This is a genomic window from Pseudomonas sp. F007, from assembly GCF_057814275.1.
On the sequence record NZ_JBVATA010000012.1, the window covers coordinates 25,829 to 47,027 of the forward strand.

The following is a 21,199-nucleotide window of genomic DNA, read 5'->3' on the forward strand; positions in this document are numbered from 1 at the left end:
CGATGGGGAGGGACGGACATGAAAACAATAATCCTGATGATGACGCTGCTGTTCACCTTGCAGGGCTGCGCGCTGCGCGAACCGGTGGGCGCTGAACAGGAAGGCGAGACGCCGACACTGACGCCGCGCGCCTCGACCTATTACGACCTGCTGAACATGCCGCGTCCCAAGGGCCGTCTGATGGCGGTGGTCTACGGTTTCCGTGACCAGACCGGGCAATACAAGCCGACCCCGGCCAGTTCGTTTTCCACCAGCGTGACCCAGGGCGCGGCGAGCATGCTGATGGATGCGCTGCAGGCCAGTGGCTGGTTCGTGGTGCTGGAGCGTGAGGGCCTGCAGAACCTGCTGACCGAGCGCAAGATCATCCGCGCCTCGCAGAAAAAGCCCAACACGCCGGTGAATATCCAGTCGGAACTGCCGCCGCTGCAAGCAGCGAACCTGATGCTCGAAGGCGGCATCATCGCCTATGACACCAACGTCAAGAGTGGTGGGGAAGGGGCCCGCTACCTGGGCATCGACATCTCCCGCGAGTACCGGGTCGACCAGGTCTCGGTCAACCTGCGGGCCGTGGACGTGCGCAGCGGCCAGGTGCTGGCCAACGTGATGACCAGCAAGACCATCTACTCGGTCGGCCGCAGCGCCGGGGTGTTCAAGTTCATCGAATTCAAGAAATTGCTGGAAGCCGAGGTCGGCTACACCACCAACGAACCGGCGCAGCTCTGTGTACTGTCGGCCATCGAATCGGCAGTCGGCCACCTGCTGGCCCAGGGCATCGAACGCCGCCTGTGGCAAGTGGCCGGCGACCCGGCCCAGGAAAATGCGACCCTGGATCGTTACCTGGCGCAGCACAACACTGTGCAGAAGGAAGAGGAGTGAGGGGGTACGGGACCTACGAACACCATAAAACCCCTGTAGGAGCTGGCCAGCGAAAAAAACGTCAACGATAACGCGCGCTGTCTGAATGTACGCGGCGCCCTCGGGTTTTTCGCGAGCAAGCTCGCTCCTACAAGGTTGGGGGGGGCGTCAGCTTTAGAACTGCTCCGCACTCAACCCGAACAACGACTCGCTGCCGGCCCGGATCGACTGTTCCAGGCTGGCCATGCGCGGCAGCAGGCGCTGCATGTAGAAGTTCGCGGTGGCCAGTTTGCCGCCGTAGAACGCCGGATCCTCGGGCAGCTTCTGCTCTGCCACCTGGGCCATCCGTGCCCACAGCCAGGCATAGGCCAGGTAGCCGAACAGGTGCAGGTACTCCACCGACGCCGCGCCGATTTCATTGCGATTATTCGCGGCCCGCGCTTGCAGCCAGTCGCTGACATCCTCCAGGCGTTGCACCGCCTCGAACAGTTCCCCGGCAAACGGCGCCCCCGGCTGATCGGCGAAGCGGCGGATCTCGGCGGTGAACTGGCGTAGCGCCTGGCCGTTGTCGGCAAGCACCTTGCGCCCCAGCAGGTCCAGCGCCTGGATGCCATTGGTGCCTTCGTAGATCTGCGCGATGCGCACGTCACGCACCAACTGCTCCTGGCCCCACTCGCGAATGTAGCCATGGCCGCCGAACACCTGCTGGCCGTGGATGCAGCTTTCCAGCCCGCTGTCGGTGAAGAACGCCTTGGCCACCGGCGTCAGCAGGGCCACCAGCGCCTGGGCGTTGTCGCGCTCGGCCGGTTCGTCGGCGTATTTTGCCAGGTCCAGTTGCTGCCCGACGTAGCAGGCAAACGCCCGGCCGCCTTCGGTCATGGCCTTCATGGTCAGCAACATGCGGCGCACATCCGGGTGCACGATGATAGGATCGGCGGCCTTGTCCGGCGCCACGGCACCGCTCGGCGCACGGCTCTGCAGCCGCTCGCGAGCGTAGGCCACCGCGCTTTGATAGGACGCGGCAGCGCAACCGATGCCCTGGATGCCGATCGACAGACGTTCGTAGTTCATCATGGTGAACATCGCCGCCAGGCCCTTGTTGGCTTCGCCCACCAGCCAGCCGCTGGCGCCGTCGAAGTTCATCACGCAAGTGGCCGAGGCCTTGATGCCCATCTTGTGTTCCAGCGAACCACAGCTCACCGCGTTCGCTGTTCCGAGAGAACCGTCCGGGTTGACCAGCACCTTCGGCACCACGAACAGCGAGATGCCCTTGGGACCCGCAGGGGCGTCCGGTAATTTGGCCAGCACCAGGTGGATGATGTTTTCGGTCAGGTCCTGCTCGCCACCGGTGATGAAAATCTTGCTGCCGCTGATCCGGTAGCTGCCATCGGCCTGGGGTTCGGCACGGCTGCGAATCAGCCCCAGGTCGGTGCCGGCGTGGGCTTCGGTCAGGCACATGGAACCGGCCCAACGGCCTTCGTACATTGGTGGCAGGTAAAGATTTTTCAGCGCCTCACTGGCGTGCGCATCGAGGGCCAGGCAGGCACCGGAACTCAGGGCCGAATACAGGGCGAAGCTGGAGTTGGCGCCGTAGAGCATTTCCTCGACCTGCACCGCGAGCATCTTCGGCATGCCCATGCCGCCGTATTCGGCATTGCCCGCCAGGCCGACCCAGCCGCCTTCGATGTAGGTCGCATAAGCCTGCTGGAAACCGCTCGGGGTGCTGACCTGGCCATCGCGCCATTGCGCGCCTTCTTCGTCGCCGCTGCGATTGAGCGGGGCAATCAATTGCGAGGTGACTTTCGCCGCTTCCTCGAGAATCGCATCGGCGGTGTCGGCGTCGACCGTTTCCGCCAGGGCCGGCAGGCGCGCCCACAGGGCAGGGGCGTCGAACACTTCATGCAGGACAAAGCGCATGTCGCGCAGCGGGGCATTGAATTCGGGCATCGGGTAAACCTCACAAGGACGGTTGTTCGGGGGCGGCGACGGGCAGCGGGGCCGGTCGCCGGCTGGCGAGTGGTCGTGGTTGGCCTAGAGCGCTTCGGCCCGTTCGCGCAGGACGTACTTCTGGATCTTGCCGGTGGAGGTCTTCGGCAGCAGGGTGAAGACCACCGTGCGCGGCACCTTGAAGCCGGCCAGGTGTTCGCGGCAGAAGCTGATGATGTCGGCCTCGCGCACGTCCTGGTGGTCGGCCTTCAGGGTGATGAAGGCGCAAGGGGTCTCGCCCCATTTTTCGTCGGGCCGGGCGACCACCGCCGCCTCCATCACGCCCGGGTGGCGGTACAGCACGCCCTCGAGTTCGATGGTTGAGATGTTCTCGCCACCGGAAATGATGATGTCCTTGAGACGGTCCTTGATCTCCACATAACCGTCCGGATGACAGACCGCCAGGTCGCCGGTGTGGAACCAGCCGCCTTCGAAGGCTTCGGCGGTGGCGCTGGGGTTCTTCAGGTAGCCCTTCATCACCGTGTTGCCGCGCATGAAGACCTCGCCTATGGTCTGGCCGTCACGCGGGGTGGGTTCGAGGGTGCTGGAGTCGGCGACCATCACCCCTTCCAGGGTGGCGTAGCGCACGCCCTGGCGCGACTTGACCTGGGCGCGCTCGTCGAGGGGCAAGGCGTCCCACTCGGCATGCCAGGCGCAAATGGTCACCGGGCCGTAGGTTTCGGTCAGGCCGTAGACGTGGGTGACCTTGATCCCCATCTGCTCCACCGCACCGATCACCTTGGCCGGTGGCGCGGCGCCGGCGACCATGGCGTTGACCGGATGATCGATCGCCGCCTTGGCCGATTCCGGCATGTTCACCAGCGCATTGAGCACGATCGGCGCGCCGCACAGGTGAGTGATCTGGTGTTCGCGAATCAGGGTGAGGATTTTCTGCGGATCGACCCGGCGCAGGAACACGTGGACCCCGGCCAGCGCGGTGATGGTCCAGGGGTAGCACCAGCCGTTGCAGTGGAACATCGGCAGCGTCCAGAGGTACACCGGATGATTGCCCATGGCCCAGGTCATCTGGTTGCCCAGCGCGTTCAAATAGGCGCCGCGATGGTGGTAGACCACACCCTTGGGATTGCCGGTGGTGCCCGAGGTGTAGTTCAGCGAAATCGCCTGCCACTCGTCCGCGGGCCACTGCCAGGCGAAGTCCGGGTCACCCTCGGCCAGCAGCGCCTCGTAGTCCAGTTCGCTGACCGCCTGGCCTTCGCCGTACTCCGGGTCGTTGACATCGATCACCAGCGGCGGGTGATCGAGCATGCCCAGCGCGGCGTGGATCACGGCGTGGAACTCGCGGTCGGTGATCAGCACCCTGGCTTCTCCATGCTGGAGCATGAAGGCGATGGCTTCGGCGTCCAGGCGCACGTTGAGCGGGTTGAGCACGGCGCCGATCATCGGCACGCCGAAATGCACTTCGAGCATCTCGGGAATATTCGGCAGCATCACCGCCACCGTGTCGTCCTTGCCGATGCCGCGTCCGGCCAGGGCCGAAGCCAGGCGCCGGCAGCGCGCGTAGGTTTGCGCCCAGGTGCGGCGGATCGAGCCGTGGATCACGGCGGGGTAGTGGGGATAAACGCTGGCAGTGCGCTCGATGAAGCTGAGCGGAGACAAGGCGATGTGATTGACAGGCGCAGGGCTGAGCCCTTGTTCATAGATCGACATGTACGGTACCCGGTGGCTGATTGTTAGCTCTGATCGGTGACCCGGCGCGAGCGCCCAGGTCATCTTTAAATGTCCGGTGTGCTTTATATACATTTGCCGGTAGATATGGAAGTACAACCTAAGACGTATAGTATATGTACTATATTTATTTCCCTCGAAGCTCTAATCAGTCCCGTCCCGGTATATGCTGGGCGCCTTTGAATCCCTGGACCACCCATGAGCCAGACGCCTGAATCGCCGCTGCTACCCCACGACCCGCAGCCCAGCCTGTTGCTCGACCCGCAAGGCCAGCCGTTGGCGTTCAACCCGGCGTTGCTGGCCTTGCTCGGCGAGCGGGTGCCGGCGCAAGTGGAAGAGCTGCTGCCGGTGAACTACCTGATGCTGGTGCGCGCCTGTCTTGATCAGCAGCGCGCCATCGAAGAGGTCGAGGTGCAATGCCAGGCGCAGATCCTCACCTGGACCTTCATCCCCGATCCGCAGGCCAACCGGGTGCTCGCCCGCTGCCACGACGCCACCGCGCAGATCATCGCCCGGCGCGAAGCGGCCACGGCGCGGCGGCTGTACCGGCTGATCATCGAGAACACCACCGACCTGATCTCCCGGCACACCCCGGACGGGCAGTTTCTCGATGCCTCGCCGGCGTCCTGGACCCTGCTCGGTTACTGGCCCGAAGAGCTGCGCCGACAACCGGCCCAGGGCCTGTTCCATGTCCAGGGCCTGCCGAGCCTGATGCAGCGTGCGCAGGAAGCGCTGGCGCAGGACGGCTATCACACCATGACCTACCGCATTCGCCATCGCGATGGACATTACCTGTGGTTCGAAACCGCCTGCCGGGCGATTCGCGAAACCTATACCGGGGCGGTGGTGGAGGTGGTCGCCGTCTCGCGCGACATCACCGCGCGGGTGCAGGCCGAGGAAAACAAGCGGCGCCTGGCTGAAGTGGTCGAGGCCAATACCGATCCGGTGTTGTTCATCGACCCGCAAGGGCTGGTCACCTACCTCAACCCCGCTGCGCGGCGCATCCTCGGAATCGGCAGCGGACAGCCGATGCCCGATCTCGCTGAACTGTTCGCCAGTGACGACCTGGCGCGCCTGCAACGCGATGGCTGGCCCAGCGCCGAGCGCGATGGCGTGTGGAGCACCGACGCGCGCCTGCAACCGTCCGGCGGGGGGCGTTCGGTGCCGGTGTCGCTGGTGCTGCTGGCGCACCGCGCGGCCGCCGGTGAGCGCTATTACTCGCTGGTGGCGCGGGACATGACCGAGCGTGAACTGCGTGAAGCCCAGCAGCGCCGGCATCAGGACGAACTGGCGCACACCGCGCGCCTGGTGACCCTGGGCGAACTGGCTTCGGGCATCGCCCATGAAATCAATCAGCCGCTGGCGGCGGTGGTCAATTACGCCAATGCCAGCCAGCGTTATCTGCAGTCCCTGGGCAGCAATCCCCAGGCGGCGGAAAAGGTCACTCAGGGCCTGCAACGCATCAGCCACCAGGCCACCCACGCCGCGCAAGTGATCAGTCGCCTGCGCGGGTTCCTGCGCAAGGGCCAGCGACGCATGCAGGCGCTGGACTTCAGCGAGGTGGCCCGCGAGGCCGTGCGTTTGTGTGCCTGGCAGGCGGGCAATTGCCAAGTGACAATCGAGGATCGACTCCCGGATAATCTGCCGCCGGTGTATGCCGACCGGGTGTTGCTGGAGCAGGTGCTGTTGAACCTGCTGCGCAACGCCATCGATGCCAACCGCGAGCAGCATCCCGCCGAGCCTTCGCTGATCGTCATGACGGCGGCGCTGGTGGGTGCCGCCAGTGTCGAGATCCAGGTGCAGGATCAGGGCCCGGGCGTCAGCGAGGAGCAGCTGGCGCAGCTGTTTACCCCGTTCTACACCAGCAAGGCCGATGGCTTGGGACTGGGTCTGTCCATGAGTCGCAGCCTGATCGAAGGCTTCGGCGGTGAGTTGCAGGCGCGGCGCCAGGCGGTGGGGCTGTTGATGAGCTGCCGTTTGCCCTTGGCCGGCGCAACCCGAAAAGTACAGGAATAAGGCAATGACGGAGCAGGTGGTGTACGTGGTCGATGACGACCAGGGGATGCTCGAATCGACAGTCTGGCTGCTCGAGTCGGTGGGGCTGACGGCCTTGCCGTTCACCAGCGGCAGCGAGTTTCTTAGCGCCTGTGATGCCGGTCGCGATGCCTGTGTCCTGCTGGACGTACGCATGCCCGGCATGGGTGGCTTGAACGTGCAGGAAGAAATGCGCCTGCGCGAGCTGAATCTGCCGATCATTTTTGTCAGTGCCCACGCCGATGTGCCGATCGTGGTCCGCGCCTTCAAGGCCGGCGCCCATGACTTTATCGAGAAGCCCTACAACGAGCAGTTGCTGCTGGACAGTGTGCAACAGGCGCTGAGCAAGTGTTCGCGGAGCCAGACACACAGTCAGGGCCAGCAGCAACTGCAGGACCGCCTCACGTCTCTGACCCCGCGGGAACGCGATGTGCTGTTGCCGCTGGTGCAGGGCTACACCACCCGGGAAATTGCCGAGCAGTTGGGGGTCAGCGCGAAGACGGTCGACCTGTACCGGGCGCGGGTGATGAAGCGAATGCAGGCGCAGACCTTGCCGGATCTGGTGGGGATGGCGATTGCGGCGGGGTTGGTGGAGCCGTTGCGGTTGCGTTGAGACCGGGGTTTCGATCAACCCCCTGTAGGAGCCGGCTTGCCGGCGAAGGCGGTGCGTCGGACACACCGCGGTGGCTGGTTCGCTGGCAAGCCAGCGCCTACACAGGGTTTGCGGATGCGTTGGATGTTGTGGCCGATGTAGGAGCCGGCTTGCCGGTGAAGGCGGTGCGTCGGACACACCGCGGTGGCTGGTTCGCTGGCAAGCCAGCGCCTACCCAGGGTTTGCGGATGCGTTGGATGTTGTGGCCGATGTAGGAGCCGGCTTGCCGGCGAAGGCGGTGCGTCGGACACACCGCGGTGGCTGGTTCGCTGGCAAGCCAGCGCCTACCCAGGGTTTGCGGATGCGTTGGATGTTGTGGCCGATGTAGGAGCCCGCTTGCCGGCGAAGGCGGTGCGTCGGACACACCGCGGTGGCTGGTTCGCTGGCAAGCCAGATCCTACACAGGGTTTGCGGATGCGTTGGATGTTGTGGCCGATGTAGGAGCCGGCTTGCCGGCGAAGGCGGTGCGTCTGATACACCGCGGTGGCTGGTTCGCTGGCAAGCCAGCGCCTACACAGGGTTGCGGCTTGCCGCTCGCAACTCCTATGCTCATTTCTCCGCCTACCCCGCGAGCCACGCCCATGCTTGAGGTCCGAGACGTCTTCAAGACCTACCCCACCGCCCAAGGCCCGCTGCCCGTCTTGCAGGGTGTCGATCTGCGGCTGGAGGCGGGGAGCAGTCTGGCGTTGATGGGGGAGTCGGGGAGTGGCAAGAGTACCTTGCTGCACCTGGTGGCCGGGCTTGATCGGGTGGATCGCGGTAGTATTGCTCTGGACGGGCAGGCACTTGAGGTAATGAGCGAGCGTCAGTTGGCGAACTGGCGGCGCCTGCAGATCGGCCTGGTGTTCCAGCAGTTCAACCTGATCGGCAGTTTGCGGGTCGAGGACAATCTGGCGTTTCAGGCGCGGTTGGCCGGGCGTTTTGATCAGGGTTGGCTCGGGCAGTTGGTGGAGCGTCTGGGGTTGGGGGATCTGCTTCAGCGCTATCCGGAGCAACTGTCCGGCGGCCAGCAGCAGCGGGTGGCGCTGGGTCGGGCCCTGGCATCGCGCCCGTCCCTGTTGCTGGCCGATGAGCCCACCGGCAGTCTCGACGAACACAGCAGCGATCAAGTGCTCGACTTGATGCTGGAGTTGCTCGCCGGCACCTCGACCTGCTTGCTGATGGTCACCCACAGCCAGCGGGTGGCGGCGCGGTTGGCCCATCGGGTGGTGTTGCAAGGTGGGCGCCTGGTCGCTCCCGGCCCGCCGTCATGAACGTCCTGCGCGAAACCCTGCGCGCGCTGCTCAGTCATTGGCGCCAGCACCCGGTGCAGTTTTTCAGCGTGCTCACCGGCCTGTGGCTGGCCACCGGATTGTTGACCGGGGTGCAAGCCTTGAACACCCAGGCGCGGGACAGCTATGCACGCGCCAGCCAGTTGATTGGTGGCGAACCCCAGTTAAGTTTGCGTGCGCCGGATGGAGCAAATTTTTCCCAGGAGTGGTTTGTCGCACTGCGCCAGGCCGGTTGGCCGGTGTCTCCGGCATTGCAGGGGCGGCTATTGCTCAAGGGGCGCGAAGGGCAGCGCTTGCAACTGCTGGGCATCGAACCCTTGTCGCTGCCGGTGGGCTCGACACTTGCCGGTCAGTCTCTGGATCTGGCGCAGATGGTCGACTTCATCAGCCCGCCGGGACGCACCTGGATCGCTCCGCAAACCCTGCAGGCGCTGGGCCTGCGCGAGGGCGATCAACCGCAAAGCAACAACGGCCAGCGACTGCCGCCCGTGCACGGTCAAGTGGACATGGCGCCTGGCGTGTTGCTGGTGGACATCGGTATCGCCCAGCAGTTGCTGGAAGTGCCGGGGCAAGTGTCGCGCCTGCTGCTGCCCAAGGATTTCGCCGCCAGCGAGCGGCCGTTGCCCGAAGCCTTGCGAACGCACTTGCAGTTGAATCACGGCAGTGATGAAAACAACCTGGCGCGTCTCACCGAAAGTTTTCACCTCAATCTCGATGCCCTGGGCTTGCTCTCCTTTGTCGTTGGTCTGTTCATCGTCCATGCCGCCATCGGCCTGGCGCTGGAGCAGCGCCGTGGCCTGTTCCGCACCCTGCGGGCCTGCGGCGTGAGTGTGCCGATGCTGGTGCTGTGCCTGAGCCTGGAATTGGGCGCTCTTGCCTTGCTGGGCGGGGTGTTCGGCGTGGTCAGCGGCTACCTGCTGGCCAGTGTGCTGCTGCCGGATGTCGCCGCCAGTCTGCGTGGCTTGTACGGTGCCGAAGTGGCGGGGCAGTTGAGCCTCAGTCCCTGGTGGTGGCTCGCTGGCCTTGGCGTCAGCCTGCTTGGCGCGTTGCTGGCCGGGGCTCACAGTCTGCTGCGTGCCGCGCGTTTGCCGCTGCTGGCGCTGGCCAATCCGCAAGCCTGGCATCAGGCCCATGGCCGCTGGTTGCGTCGTCAGGCGTGGGTGGCCATGTTCGTGGCGCTGATCGGGCTGTTGGCCTGGGGCTTCGGCGATAGCCTGGGCAGCGGTTTCGTTTTGCTGGCGGCACTGTTGCTGGCGGCGGCGCTGGGCTTGCCGGTGCTGCTCGATGCGCTGCTCAATAAAGCCGTACGCCATCGCCGCTCGGTGCTCGGCCAATGGTTTGTCGCCGATTGCCGGCAGCAACTGCCGGCGTTGAGCCTGGCCTTGATGGCGCTACTGCTGGCGCTGGCGGCGAACATCGGCGCCGCAAGCATGACCGGCGGTTTTCGCCAGACCTTCAGCGATTGGCTGGAGCAGCGCCTGAGCGCCGAGCTGTACATCAGTCCGCAGAACCCGGGGCAGGCGAGCCAGTTGCAAGACTGGCTGGCCCGGCAGGATGTCGCTGCGGTGCTGCCCAACTGGCAGGTTGCGCTGTCGATCAAGGGCTGGCCGGCGGACCTGTACGGGGTGATCGACCACCCGACGTATCGTCAGCATTGGCCGTTGCTCGAAGCGCTGGGCGATGCGCCCTGGGACCAGCTGGCGACCCAGGACACGCTGATGCTCAGCGAGCAGCTGGCGCGCCGTCTCAAGTTGCGGTTAGGCGATCGGCTGGAAATCGTGACCCCTCAAGGCCCATGGTCACCGCAACTGATCGGCATCTACGCCGACTATGGCAATCCCAAGGGCCACCTGCTGGTGAATGCCGCGCACCTGCTGCAGCACTGGCCGACGCTCACGCCCAATCGCTTCAACCTGTACCTGGCGCCGGCCGCGATACCGGCCCTGCTCAAGGCGTTGCAGGAGGACATCGCCATCGATGACAGCCGTATCGTCGATCAGGCGCGACTCAAGGGCTGGTCGAACCAGGTGTTCGAACGCACCTTTGCTGCCACAGCCGCCCTCAACAGCCTGACCCTGGGCGTGGCGGGCGTCGCATTGTTCATCAGCCTGCTGACCCAGAGCCAAAGTCGCCTGGGGCAATTGGCGCCGTTGTGGGCGATGGGCGTCACGCGGCGGCAACTGATGTTGCTCAACCTGGGCCAGACCTGGTTGCTGGCCCTGCTGACCCTGGTGTTGGCCGTGCCGTTGGGGCTGGCGCTGGCCTGGTGCCTGAACAGCGTGATCAATGTCCAGGCGTTCGGCTGGCGTCTGCCGATGCGGGTATTCCCGCTGCAGTTGGCGCAACTGCTGGGGCTGGCGATGCTGGCGACGCTCCTGGCTAGCGCCTGGCCGTTGCTACGGCTGTACCGCACCAAGCCAGCGGACTTGCTCAGGACCTTTGCCCATGAGGATTAGGTCATTGCTGCCAGGGCTGCTGCTGTTGTTGTTGACCGGCTGCGATCAGGCGCCCGACCCCGAGCAGGGTTTCGCCGGGCTGGGCAGCGGAGCGGCGGCGTTCAGTCAGGTCACTCCAGGTCGGGTCTTCAGCTTCCCAGTCGATCACGGCGCCCATGACGGTTATCGCATCGAATGGTGGTACCTCACCGCGAATCTCAAGGATGCCCAAGGCCGTGAATTCGGCGTGCAGTGGACCCTGTTCCGCAATGCCCTGAAGTCGGGTCCGGAGCAACCCGGCTGGGCCAGCCAGGTGGTGTGGCTGGGGCATGCCGCAGTGACGTCGGCGACTACCCAGCATGCGGCCGAGCGCTATGCCCGGGGTGGCGTTGGCCAGGCTGGCGTGAGCACTGAGCCCTTCGCGGCATGGATCGATGACTGGCGTCTGAGCAGCCAATCCGGCACTGCCGAGCCCTTGGCCGGGATGCGGGTCGAGGCCACCGGCAAGGGCTTCAACTATCAATTGCAGTTGTCGTCCAGTCGCCCCTTGGTGCTGCAGGGAGATCAGGGTTACAGCCGCAAATCCGAGCAAGGGCAGGCCTCGTATTACTACAGTCAGCCATTTTTCAGCGCCAGCGGTCGCCTGGAAATCGACGGTGTTGCCTATCAGGTCAGCGGCCCGGCCTGGCTCGACCGCGAGTGGAGCAGCCAGCCGTTGAGCGCCGGGCAAAGTGGCTGGGACTGGTTTTCCCTGCACCTGGACAGTGGCGCGCAGGTGATGCTGTTTCGCGTCCGGCAAACGGACGGCCAGGCCTACGTGAGCGGCACCTGGATCGACCCCCAGGGTCAGCCCCGAGCGCTGACGCGCGACGACGTCAGCCTGACACCCTTGGCCGACACCCGGGTTGCAGGACGCAAACTGCCGACGCGCTGGGCGCTGAAGATCCCCGCGCAAGGCCTGGACATCAGTGCCACGGCGCTGAATCCACAGGCGTGGATGGACTTGCGGATTCCCTACTGGGAAGGGCCGGTGCAACTGAGCGGCACGAACCCCGGCAGCGGGTATCTGGAGATGACCGGCTACTGAAAACGCCGATTACCGGCTGACAGCGACTATTTCAGGAAAACTACTGATCTATGTCTATGCTCACTCAGCACACCAGACTTTAGGCTTGCGCTGACAGTCACTGTCTCCATTTCCAAGCACAGGGAACGTATCACCATGAAGCTTCAATCACTGGCTAAAGCCATTACCCTCGCGACGCTGCTGTCCACTGGCAGCCTGACGGCCTACGCTGCCGAAATTCCATTCTCGGAAGTCGTGGTCGCCGATCAGATCAATACCAAGGTGGTCTCCGTCGATGCGGCCAATCACCTCGTAGTACTGGAAGGCAAAGAGGGCAAGCCGGTCTCGATCCAGCTCAGCGAGCAGGCCAAGGATCTGGGCAATCTGAAGGCGGGCGATAAAGTGCAACTGGACGTGGTGCGTTCGGTCGTGGCCCTGCTCGACACCGATATCGACAAGGGCTTGCCCGGCGCGGTGGAGCGCGTTGGCGAAATTCGCGCCACCGAGGACAACCCGAACCCGGGCGGGACCGCCTACCGTCAGGTCAAGGTGCAGCTGCAAATCACCGCCATCGACGTGAAGAAAAACCAGGTGACGCTGAAGAATCCGGACGGCGTGAGCAAGACCGTGACCGTGGAGAAACCCGAGTTGCAGGCCAAGCTGAAAGATCTCAAGGTTGGTCAAAGTGTGAACGTGGTGTACACCGATGTGTTGAAGGTGACCACCCAGAAGGGTTGAACCCCGCATGTAAAACGAAACCCGCCGCGGCGGGTTTCGTTTTTTTTCGTTTATGGTCTTTGTTGAAATAGCTGGTGAACAATTATTCGCAATTTGTCACCAGACATATCTGCCAACTTGCATTACTATCCACGACGTTCACCCAGTGTAACGGCTCTTTACCAGTGCAAGGATTGCCGAGGCCGTTGCACCGGGCGAACTTCCTCCTAAAGTTCGACAAACAACATTCGAAAGTACAACTTTTCTGAATGTTTGTACTACTTCCCCGATCCTTTCAATTGCGCCAGGCATTCGTCGATCGAACGCTGCTGCGTCTGCGCATACAACTGCAGTTCGTCGATGGTCGTGCGCCCAAGCGCCTGCTCGAACGCGGCCTGATTGGAGTGCTGGGCGTAATGGCTTTGCGCGGCATCGCCCAGGTTCGACTGGAAAATCCCTGCGGCACTGACCGGCAGGAAATCCTCGTACACCAGCGGCTCGAAGCGCAGGTAACCGCCGGCGAGCAGGGCGTCCAGGTCCAGGTCCAGGCCTTGCAGCGCAGAGGCGCTGGCAACGTGCCCGGTGTCGCTGACGAAGTACCGGAAATACGCCAGGCCTTGCTCGCGCAGTTCGCGCCAGGTGTCCGGGAAGGCCTCGAAGTGCTGCTGCATCAGTTGGTTGTAACGCGCCGCATTGGCCTCGTTGGGGAACTCCTTGAGCTCATCGCGGGCGGCGTTGAGCAAGCGGTCGTAGAGGGCGCGACCTTGTGGGGTGAGGGCCGCGCCACGTTGCTCGATTTCGCCGAAGCGCGCGCTATGACTGCCGCTGGCTTGCTGCTGGTCGGTGAAGGCGATGGCTTCGTCCAGCGCCTTGAAGCTGGTCTGGCGCAACAGGATCGGGCACTGCCGGCGCGGCGGGCCTTCGATCACCGCCTTGGGGGTGATGCCATGGGCGGGCATTTGCGCCTGGACGATGTCGATGTCCAGGGTGCGCGGGGTCAGGTGGTTGATGTGCGGGCCCTTGAACGCCACGACGTCGGCAATCAAGCGGTGCTGGGCGCTGAGCTGCTGGTATTGCGCGGCGGTGACTGTGGCGCGGTGGTGCCAGCGGAAGGTTTCCAGGGCCTGTTCGACAAACTGTTCGACCTGCTGCTCGTCGAGCCCGCCGTGCTGTTCGGCCTGGGCAATCAGTTCAAGGGCCTTGGGGGTGAAGATCGAACGCTGGGCCAGCACCGACTCGGCAAAGTGGCGCAGCTCGGGATTTTCGATCAACTCCAGGCGCAGCAGCGAGGTGAATACCCGGAACGGGCTGACCTGCAGCGCGCTTTCATGCACCGCGCGAAACGCCGTGGAGTGGACCGGTACGCCGGCCGGCGTCAGGTCGTAATAACCCACCGGCTGCATGCCCATCACCGCGAACAGCCGGCACAGGGTCGCCAGTTCTGCGGCGGTGCCGACGCGGATCGCGCCATGGCGTTCGAGGTCCAGGCGTTCGATTTCGCCGGTGCTGTGCAGATGCCGGGCAACTGCCTGATCCTGCTCCAGTACCTGGGCGTTGGTCTGCGCCACCAGTTCCATCAGGGCGCCGTACAGCGGCACTTCTTCACGGTACATGTCTGACATGGCCCGCGAGAAGCGTTGGCGGATCAGGTCAGGGCTGACGAGGTTCGGCGTGTTCATCAATTTGCATCCCGGCACGGTGACTGTGGAGTAGGCCGATTCTGTTCGGCAGCGTGCGGGGTGGCAAACGAAGTTTCTTCTGAACTTCATTCTGCAAACGACTGGTCCTGCGTCCTATCGGCGTGGCCGCTCGAGAAATTCCCGGTAAAGCCCGGCCATGTCGCGCGGGCGTTCGACCATCGGCATGTGGCCGATGCCGTCGAGGATTTCCAGGCGCGCGCCGGGTATGCCGTGGGCCCAGACTTGCGCACTGCTGACGTGCAGCAGGCGATCCTCGCGACCCCAGACCAGCAGGGTCGGCGCGAGGATCGCCGACAGGCGTGCCGTCATGGGTTCGCTGGCGTGGAAGTCGGTGAAGATTTCCGCCAGTTCTTCGCGCCGCTCATGGTAACGCTCGGCCAGCGCGGCCAGGACGATGCGCGGCACCCAGGGTGGGGACGCCATGGTCATGGCGTAGAGTTGCCGGAAGTCGGCGGGCGAGTCGATCAGGAACGGGTTGTGCCCGGCCTCGAGCATGCGCGCCATGTCGCTGGGCTCGGGGGAGGGCAGGCCAGCGGGGTCGAGCAGGGTCAGCGAGGCCACGCGACCGGGGTGGGTGGCGGCCAGCCAAGCGGCGATGTAGCCGCCCATGGAGTTGCCGATCAGGTGCACCTTGCCGATCCCACAGACATCGAGCAACTGAATCATCCGCTCGGCCTGAACCGGAATGTCGTAGCCGCCACCGGCCTTGAATCCGGTTTCGCCATGCCCGGCGATGTCCGGAATGATCACCCGGCAGTCGTCGACGAAATGCTTGGCGAAACGCAGCCAGATGCTCTTGTCGGCGCTGAAGCCGTGGAGCATCAGGAGGGTCCGGTCGGGTTTGTCGGGGCCGGCCTGGTAGGTGACCATGCCCATCTCGGTGATCGGCATGGTGATTTTTTCCAGGCGATACAGGCGCGCCTCGAGGGCGATGCTCGCGTCGTAGATGAAGTGGCCGAGCCGCGGCCAGGTGCGCCAGGTCCAGAACAGCAACAGTGCGACAACGATCAGCACGACGAACATCGTCTTCTCCCTAGAACGCTCAGGACAGAATATGGTCGGCCGGTTTCAGCCGTCGGGTCAATTGGTGATAGCTGAAACTGAAGCCGGGAAACATCGCGATCACGTGGCCGCTCTTGCTCTGGTACCAGCTGTGACAGCCGCCGGACTGCCATACGGTTCGCTGCATCTCGCGGTGAATCATTCCCGTATAGGCCTGCTCGGCCTCCTGGCGCACCTCGATGCTGCGCAGACCCTGGCGCCTGACAGTTTGAATGCAGTCGAGGATGTAGTTCATCTGCGACTCGATGATGAACAGCGCCGAGGTGTGGCCGATGCCGGTGTTGGGGCCGGTGACGATAAACAGGTTGGGGAAGTCCGGCAGGCTGGTGCCCAGGTAGGCGCGCGGGTACTGCGCCCACGCGTCACTAAGGCGGCTGCCGTGTGTGCCGAGTACCGGGTAGGCGATTACCCCGTCGGTGGCGTCGTAGCCGGTGGCCCAGACGATCAGGTCGAGGTCGATGTGCTGCCCGTCGAGGGTCTGGATGCCGCGTTCATCGAGGGCGGCGATGCCCTGGTCGCGGTCGTGCAGGGTGACGTTGCTGCGGCTCAGCGCCGGGTACAGGGTGCTGGAAAGAATCACCCGCTTGCAGCCGATGGTGAAATCCGGGGTGAGTTTTTTGCGCAGCTCGGCGTCCGGCACCTGGCGCTTGAGGTGACGCAGGGCCTGGGCCTGAACCAGTTTCAAGGCGCCGGTGGAGTACTTGAAGGCAATCACCCGGGTTTCGAACTGCCAGTAGATCAGCCAGCGCAACAGGGTGTAGGCCGGCTTGATGCCCAGCAGCCAGCGCTGGAAGCGGCCGAATGTACGGTCGGCGCGCGGCAGCACCCAATGGGCGCTGCGCTGGAACACATGCAGCTGCGCCACCTGCGGCGCCAGTGCGGGAATGATCTGCGCGGCACTCGCGCCGCTGCCGACAATCGCCACGCGTTGGTTGCGATAGTCGTAGGCGTGATCCCAGGCGTTGCTGTGAAAGCTCTTGCCGGCAAAGCGCTGCAGGCCCTCGAAGGCGGGGATGACCGGTTGGCTCAACGGTCCGGAGGCATTGATCAGGAACCGCCCGCGGAACAGGCCTTTGCCGCGGGTGAAGACCACCCATTGCGCCGCGGCCTGATCCCATTCGACCCGCTCGACATCGGCTTGCAACTCGACCTTGTCGCGCAGTCGGTAGTGGTCGACGACGTATTGGGTGTACTGGTGCAACTCGGCCTGTTCGGCAAACATCTGCGTCCAGCGCCAGGAGGCGAACGACAACGAGTACAGCGGCGAGGGCACATCCACTGCAGCGCCGGGGTAGGTGTTCTGGCACCAGGTGCCGCCAAAAAAATCCCGCCGTTCCAACAGGCGGAAATCGCTGATCCCCGCCTTGAGCAGGTTGACCGCCGCACACTGGCCGCCGAAACCGCTGCCGATGATCAGCACCTCATAGGTCTGCATGCGCCTCCTCGCTCAATGTCCTGGCTACCCGCCCGTCAAGGGTGCACTCATCCCCTCTCATTTATAGTCAAACTTTCGCCGCCCGGGGCGCCGGGGTGGATTTTTCCCGGATTCGGCGGTGATGGCTATTTGACGTTGCCCTGATAGACTCCGTGGTATTTCCCGAGTGGGTCACTTGCTGCTGGGGGAATCCCCTGCTGCAGTCAAGAGGAGCGTTGGCCCCATGCAATCCGGTGCAGGCAAGGGACTTTCATTGGCCAGGCGTCAGTACAGCTCGCGGACCCTCGGGGTGCTGCTGGGCCTGCTGTGCGTCGGGGCGGCGATCATGCCCCTCGACCCGCCCGACTGGCTGGTGGCGCTGATGCTGGTCAACGGTCTGCTGTGGCCGCACCTGGCCTATCAATGGGCGCGCCGCTCGGCGTCGGTGTTTCGCGCGGAACAGCGCAACCTGCTGATCGACTCCCTGATGGGCGGCTTCTGGGTCGCCGCCATGCAGTTCAATCCACTGCCCGGCGTGGCGACCCTGTCGATGATGGCCATGGGTAATGTGGCGCTCGGTGGCCCGCGCTTCCTGCTGCTTGGCACCCTGGCCCAACTGCTCGGCCTGGGCGTGGGCCTGCTGCTGTTCTTTCCGGCCGTGATACCGGCCACCAGTGCGGTGCAGCTTTACGCCTGCCTGCCGCTGCTGACCTTATATCCGCTGGCGTTGGGCTGGGTGTGCTTTCGCCAGACCCACGCCCTGAGTCAAAGCCGCCGCCAATTGCTGGCCCTGAGCCGCACCGACAGCCTGACCGGCCTGTTGAACCACGGGGCCTGGAAAGATGCCCTGGAAATCGAGTACCAACGCTGCCAGCGCCAGCAGAGCGGCGGGGCGATCGCGCTGATCGATATCGACCACTTCAAGGCAATCAATGACACCTACGGCCATGTCGCCGGTGACATTGTGCTGCGCCAACTGAGCAAGATCCTCAAGCAACAGCTGCGCGCCACTGACATCGCCGGGCGTTATGGCGGCGACGAGTTCTGTGTGATCCTGCCCGATGTGCCGCTGGCCCGTGCGGTGCAGGCCATGGACGCGCTGCGCGATCGTTTCGCCGGCCTGGGCTACGAGCAAAACCCAGCCCTGCAGGTCAGCCTGAGCATCGGCCTGGCCGCCTTCAACCCGATGCACAGCGATGCCACCCAGTGGCTCAGCGACGCCGACCTGGCCCTGTATGCGGCCAAGACCACAGGGCGCAACCGGGTGATCTGCCATGCCGACGGGCTGGTGCAGCGGGTGACTGCGGGGACGGTTTGAGGTGGGGCGTGGTCTTGTTTTGTGTACATATCCATTGCTGCGGTAAGGGCCACTTATGGTTGCGCCCTTACGGCGCCTTACTTTTTTACAAGCGCCGGTGTGCCGGCCCAGCAAAAAATAAGCAAAAAACGCTTGCCCCAGCGTCCGGCACCTCGCCCGGCCTGTTTTTCTGGTTCGCACCGATTCCCTGTAGGAGCGAGCCTGCTCGCGAAAAACCTGAGACCGCCGCGTCAATCCAGGATGGTTGCGTCATCGTTGACGACCATCGCGAGCAGGCTCGCTCCTACAAGGGCGGTGATCCGCAAGATTCGGGCGTACCAGAAAAACTGTTACCTATGTGAGTGAACTGATTTGTAACCCATGTGGGTGAGTCATACCGGCGCAACCATAAGTGGCCCTTACCGCAGCAATGGATATGTACACCGATAAACAGCCAGCGCTGGGGACAAACCCACAGGCCAGAAAATCAATTCAACGGTGTCTCGACAAACGCCGGCAACTGCTCGGCATAGGCCGTGAACTCGCTGATCCGTGGGAACTGCGCCACATCCACCTGATCCGCCACCACCAGGTTCGTGAAACTCCAGGCCACGGCCAGGGTAATGCCATCCTGCTCGAGGCGGCCATCCATCCTCAACGGTTGTTTCTCAAGCTCCTGCTCCAGTGCCGAATAGGCCGCCTGTAACTGGCCACTGACGCGCTCGAGCCAAGGGGCATGTTGTTTCTCTTCGGGGCGCAGGTTGCGTTCGTAATAAATCTGCACCGACTTTTCGCACGCCGCCAGCGCCAGGCCGATCAGGCGCAGGGCACGCAGGCGCTGGGGCAGGGCAGTGGGCAGGAGGCTGTTGCCGGAGCCGCTCAAGGCTTCCAGGTACTCGATGATCAGGCTGGAATCCATCAGTACTTCGCCGTCATCCAGCACCAGGGTGGGCGCCTTGACCACCGGATTGATTGCCTGGAACTCCTCGAAGCCACGAAAAACCGAAATCGCCGCATGCTCGAACGGGATCTCCAGCGTCTTGAGAGTGATGGCAACGCGCCTTACATAGGGTGAGTCGAGCATTCCGATCAGCTTCATGTACAGCTCCTTGGGTGGTGAGTGGCAAGTGGCCTGACTTTAGCGCCAAATGTGCAATCGTCCAACGGGGCATCCAGGGTCGGCCGCCGTTGGTCTTCTATATACAGCCACTGGAGGGAATTTCTTGCTATAAACACACTCCGATGACCGCCCCAAAGCTTGCCGCAGAGCAATTCAAGGGCTTTGTCAGACAAATTCCCTGTCTTTTCAGTTGCTGACGCCGCCACTCGGCCTTAGACTGCCGCCCCTCGTAAATTGAGTGCCGGGTGGCGCTTGGAATGTACGGCGCCTTTCCGAGACCTTTGCCGGTCGACCGGAACGCTCCCTGATTCGCCTTAATGCACGTATTTTTTATAGAGAAATCAATGACAAAGGATAAGTTGCTGGCCATGCCGGCGGATGACTACATGAATGCCGAACAGCAGGCTTATTTCACTGAGCTGCTGCAAAACATGAAGGTGGAAACCCACGAGCGCATCGAGCAGAACCGTATCGCCATTGAAAGCCTGGATTCCCCGGCAGACCCGGCTGACGCGGCGTCGGTCGAAGAAGAGCGCACCTGGCTGGTGAACGCCATTGACCGTGACCAGCGCATGCTGCCTCAACTCGAGCGCGCCCTGGAGCGTATTGGCGATGACAGCTTCGGCTGGTGCGACGACAGCGGCGAGCCTATCGGCCTCAAGCGCCTGCTGATCAGTCCGACCACCAAGTACTGCATCGAAGCTCAAGAGCGTCACGAGCAAATCGACAAGCACCAGCGTCAAGCCTGATTCGCTGTTACAGCCTTCTCGGGCTGTCGCACAAAAGATCGCAGCCTGCGCCAGCGCCTACGGAATAACACCCGGGCGTTGGAGCAGGCTGCGATCTTTGCGTTTGCCTGCCTGCAGTTTTTTCTGGTGCTCCATTAGGACGTTGGATTGTTACTGTCTGTGTAACTGAATAGTGCAGGCACATAGCTATTTCTCCTCGTATGACTTCATTAAAATAGTTAGCAAGCTAATGAATGTCTCGAGGTGAATTCATGCAATGCAAAGTCGATGTCGCGGTGATGATAGGCAGTGGTGTGCCGGCCGGGATGCGTGCGCAGGGAAAGCGGGTGTGCTGGGTCGTGCTGATCAATGGCGAGCAGCGAGGCACCGCGTTTTCCAGCCGTAGCGAGGCCCAGGAATGCAAGGCCGCGTGGTTGGCGCAATTGAGCGTCGAGCCACCTGCAGGATTGCGCCAGGCGAGGTTCCAGTAAGTTGGGATAACAGTCAGGCCGGCGCGTCAAGACGGCGCGTCAAGACGGCACAACCCACCTATTGCAACAGTAGGCCGGCTGCGCCGCAGATTGATCGCTGCTCTTCAATGATTGACGTCGAGTTTGCGTGCGAGTGCGCAGGCTTCATTGTGATTGGCGCGGAATCCTCTTACGCGACCTGTTGCGATTTCTGTGATATGAAAGAAACTATTCCCCGCCAACGTCACTTGATAGCGAAGTTGCGCCGGCTGATCAAAGTCTTTCTGCTGTTCGCTGCAAGTCCCGCGTTGCGGGCTGTGTGGACGATAGACCGCGACTTGGGGGTTATCGCCTGAAGCGGGTTGTGGGCACATATGAATTCCTTTTCCATGGTTTGCCGACGGTCGTGACGCACTTTCGGTAGTCGAGAAGTGCATGGCTGCTCTAGAATCGCCTCCACTGGCGCAGAGGCAGGCTTATCTAAAGCAATTTTTTTTCGCCGATATGTCAGAAAAGTGCTTTTTTTGTAGGGGTTTCTCCCTAAAGTTGACACTCCTGAATTTTCTGACTGTCAGAGGGACGACGTCCTTCAATATCTGGCGACAGTCAGCCAGGACACAGGGCGTGGCGATCCAGTAGCCTGCTCCTGTTTTACGCTGTTGCGACTTCAAGGTTAGAGCCTGGCCATGGCTGCAACATTTCGGTA

The 21,199-nt window shown here is 63.1% G+C and carries 17 protein-coding genes; 10 read left to right on the forward strand and 7 right to left on the reverse strand.

The genetic code is table 11. The features are described from left to right. Positions 1-18 precede the first annotated feature (18 nt). Positions 19-876, forward strand: a complete 858-nt coding sequence (locus ACZYR5_RS27135) for a CsgG/HfaB family protein (protein ID WP_489092811.1) — start codon at positions 19-21, stop codon at positions 874-876. Positions 877-1,029: 153 nt separating this feature from the next. Here the strand turns inward: ACZYR5_RS27135 and ACZYR5_RS27140 are convergent, their stop codons facing one another. Together ACZYR5_RS27140 and ACZYR5_RS27145 are read right to left on the reverse strand one after the other, a co-directional pair. Then, positions 1,030-2,802 carry an acyl-CoA dehydrogenase C-terminal domain-containing protein gene (locus ACZYR5_RS27140; protein ID WP_489092810.1) on the reverse strand — a complete coding sequence of 591 codons (1,773 nt, stop codon included), beginning with the start codon at positions 2,800-2,802 and terminating at the stop codon, positions 1,030-1,032. 84 nt (positions 2,803-2,886) lie between these two features. After that, positions 2,887-4,509, reverse strand: coding sequence for an acyl-CoA synthetase (locus ACZYR5_RS27145; protein ID WP_489092809.1), 1,623 nt, complete (start codon positions 4,507-4,509; stop codon positions 2,887-2,889). A gap of 216 nt (positions 4,510-4,725) precedes the next feature. Here ACZYR5_RS27145 and ACZYR5_RS27150 point away from each other — a divergent pair, with 216 nt between their 5' ends. The 6 genes from ACZYR5_RS27150 (at position 4,726) to ACZYR5_RS27175 (ending at position 12,723) form a co-directional block, all read left to right on the forward strand. Further along, positions 4,726-6,543, forward strand: a complete 1,818-nt coding sequence (locus ACZYR5_RS27150; RefSeq protein ID WP_489092808.1) for a PAS domain-containing sensor histidine kinase — start codon at positions 4,726-4,728, stop codon at positions 6,541-6,543. 4 nt (positions 6,544-6,547) lie between these two features. Next, on the forward strand, positions 6,548-7,174 hold the full coding sequence (locus ACZYR5_RS27155; RefSeq protein ID WP_489092807.1) for a response regulator transcription factor: 627 nt from the start codon (positions 6,548-6,550) through the stop codon (positions 7,172-7,174). A gap of 620 nt (positions 7,175-7,794) precedes the next feature. Beyond that, positions 7,795-8,466 carry an ABC transporter ATP-binding protein gene (locus tag ACZYR5_RS27160; protein ID WP_489092533.1) on the forward strand — a complete coding sequence of 224 codons (672 nt, stop codon included), beginning with the start codon at positions 7,795-7,797 and terminating at the stop codon, positions 8,464-8,466. After that, entirely contained in the window at positions 8,463-10,940 is a 2,478-nt protein-coding gene (locus ACZYR5_RS27165; protein WP_489092534.1) for an ABC transporter permease, read from the forward strand. The genes ACZYR5_RS27160 and ACZYR5_RS27165 overlap by 4 nt, the downstream gene beginning before the upstream one ends. Beyond that, entirely contained in the window at positions 10,930-12,006 is a 1,077-nt protein-coding gene (locus ACZYR5_RS27170) for a lipocalin-like domain-containing protein (RefSeq protein ID WP_489092535.1), read from the forward strand. Before ACZYR5_RS27165 ends, ACZYR5_RS27170 begins: the two co-directional genes overlap by 11 nt. Before the next feature lie 135 nt (positions 12,007-12,141). Beyond that, entirely contained in the window at positions 12,142-12,723 is a 582-nt protein-coding gene (locus ACZYR5_RS27175; protein WP_489092536.1) for a hypothetical protein, read from the forward strand. 257 nt (positions 12,724-12,980) lie between these two features. On the opposite strand, the gene hglS is transcribed toward ACZYR5_RS27175, so the two are convergent. From hglS to ACZYR5_RS27190, 3 genes are all read right to left on the reverse strand, one after another. Next, on the reverse strand, positions 12,981-14,381 hold the full coding sequence (hglS, locus tag ACZYR5_RS27180) for a 2-oxoadipate dioxygenase/decarboxylase HglS (RefSeq protein ID WP_489092537.1): 1,401 nt from the start codon (positions 14,379-14,381) through the stop codon (positions 12,981-12,983). A 114-nt stretch (positions 14,382-14,495) separates the two neighbouring features. Further along, a complete protein-coding gene (locus tag ACZYR5_RS27185; protein WP_489092538.1) occupies positions 14,496-15,425 on the reverse strand; it encodes an alpha/beta fold hydrolase in 930 nt (309 codons plus the stop codon). Between the two features lie 19 nt (positions 15,426-15,444). Further along, positions 15,445-16,899, reverse strand: a complete 1,455-nt coding sequence (locus ACZYR5_RS27190; protein ID WP_489092539.1) for a flavin-containing monooxygenase — start codon at positions 16,897-16,899, stop codon at positions 15,445-15,447. A gap of 223 nt (positions 16,900-17,122) precedes the next feature. On the opposite strand from ACZYR5_RS27190, the gene ACZYR5_RS27195 reads away from it, so the two are divergent. Further along, positions 17,123-18,196 carry a diguanylate cyclase gene (locus ACZYR5_RS27195; RefSeq protein ID WP_489092540.1) on the forward strand — a complete coding sequence of 358 codons (1,074 nt, stop codon included), beginning with the start codon at positions 17,123-17,125 and terminating at the stop codon, positions 18,194-18,196. Between the two features lie 466 nt (positions 18,197-18,662). Here the strand turns inward: ACZYR5_RS27195 and ACZYR5_RS27200 are convergent, their stop codons facing one another. Beyond that, complete coding sequence (locus tag ACZYR5_RS27200) at positions 18,663-19,274, reverse strand: glutathione S-transferase (RefSeq protein ID WP_489092541.1); 612 nt, start codon at positions 19,272-19,274, stop codon at positions 18,663-18,665. A gap of 365 nt (positions 19,275-19,639) precedes the next feature. Here ACZYR5_RS27200 and ACZYR5_RS27205 point away from each other — a divergent pair, with 365 nt between their 5' ends. Together ACZYR5_RS27205 and ACZYR5_RS27210 are read left to right on the forward strand one after the other, a co-directional pair. Further along, positions 19,640-20,044, forward strand: coding sequence for a TraR/DksA family transcriptional regulator (locus ACZYR5_RS27205; protein ID WP_027616194.1), 405 nt, complete (start codon positions 19,640-19,642; stop codon positions 20,042-20,044). Between the two features lie 251 nt (positions 20,045-20,295). After that, positions 20,296-20,514 carry a hypothetical protein gene (locus ACZYR5_RS27210; protein ID WP_489092542.1) on the forward strand — a complete coding sequence of 73 codons (219 nt, stop codon included), beginning with the start codon at positions 20,296-20,298 and terminating at the stop codon, positions 20,512-20,514. Between the two features lie 104 nt (positions 20,515-20,618). Here ACZYR5_RS27210 and ACZYR5_RS27215 read toward each other — a convergent pair whose 3' ends face one another. Further along, positions 20,619-20,867, reverse strand: coding sequence for a hypothetical protein (locus ACZYR5_RS27215; protein ID WP_489092642.1), 249 nt, complete (start codon positions 20,865-20,867; stop codon positions 20,619-20,621). Between the last annotated feature and the right edge of the window lie 332 nt (positions 20,868-21,199).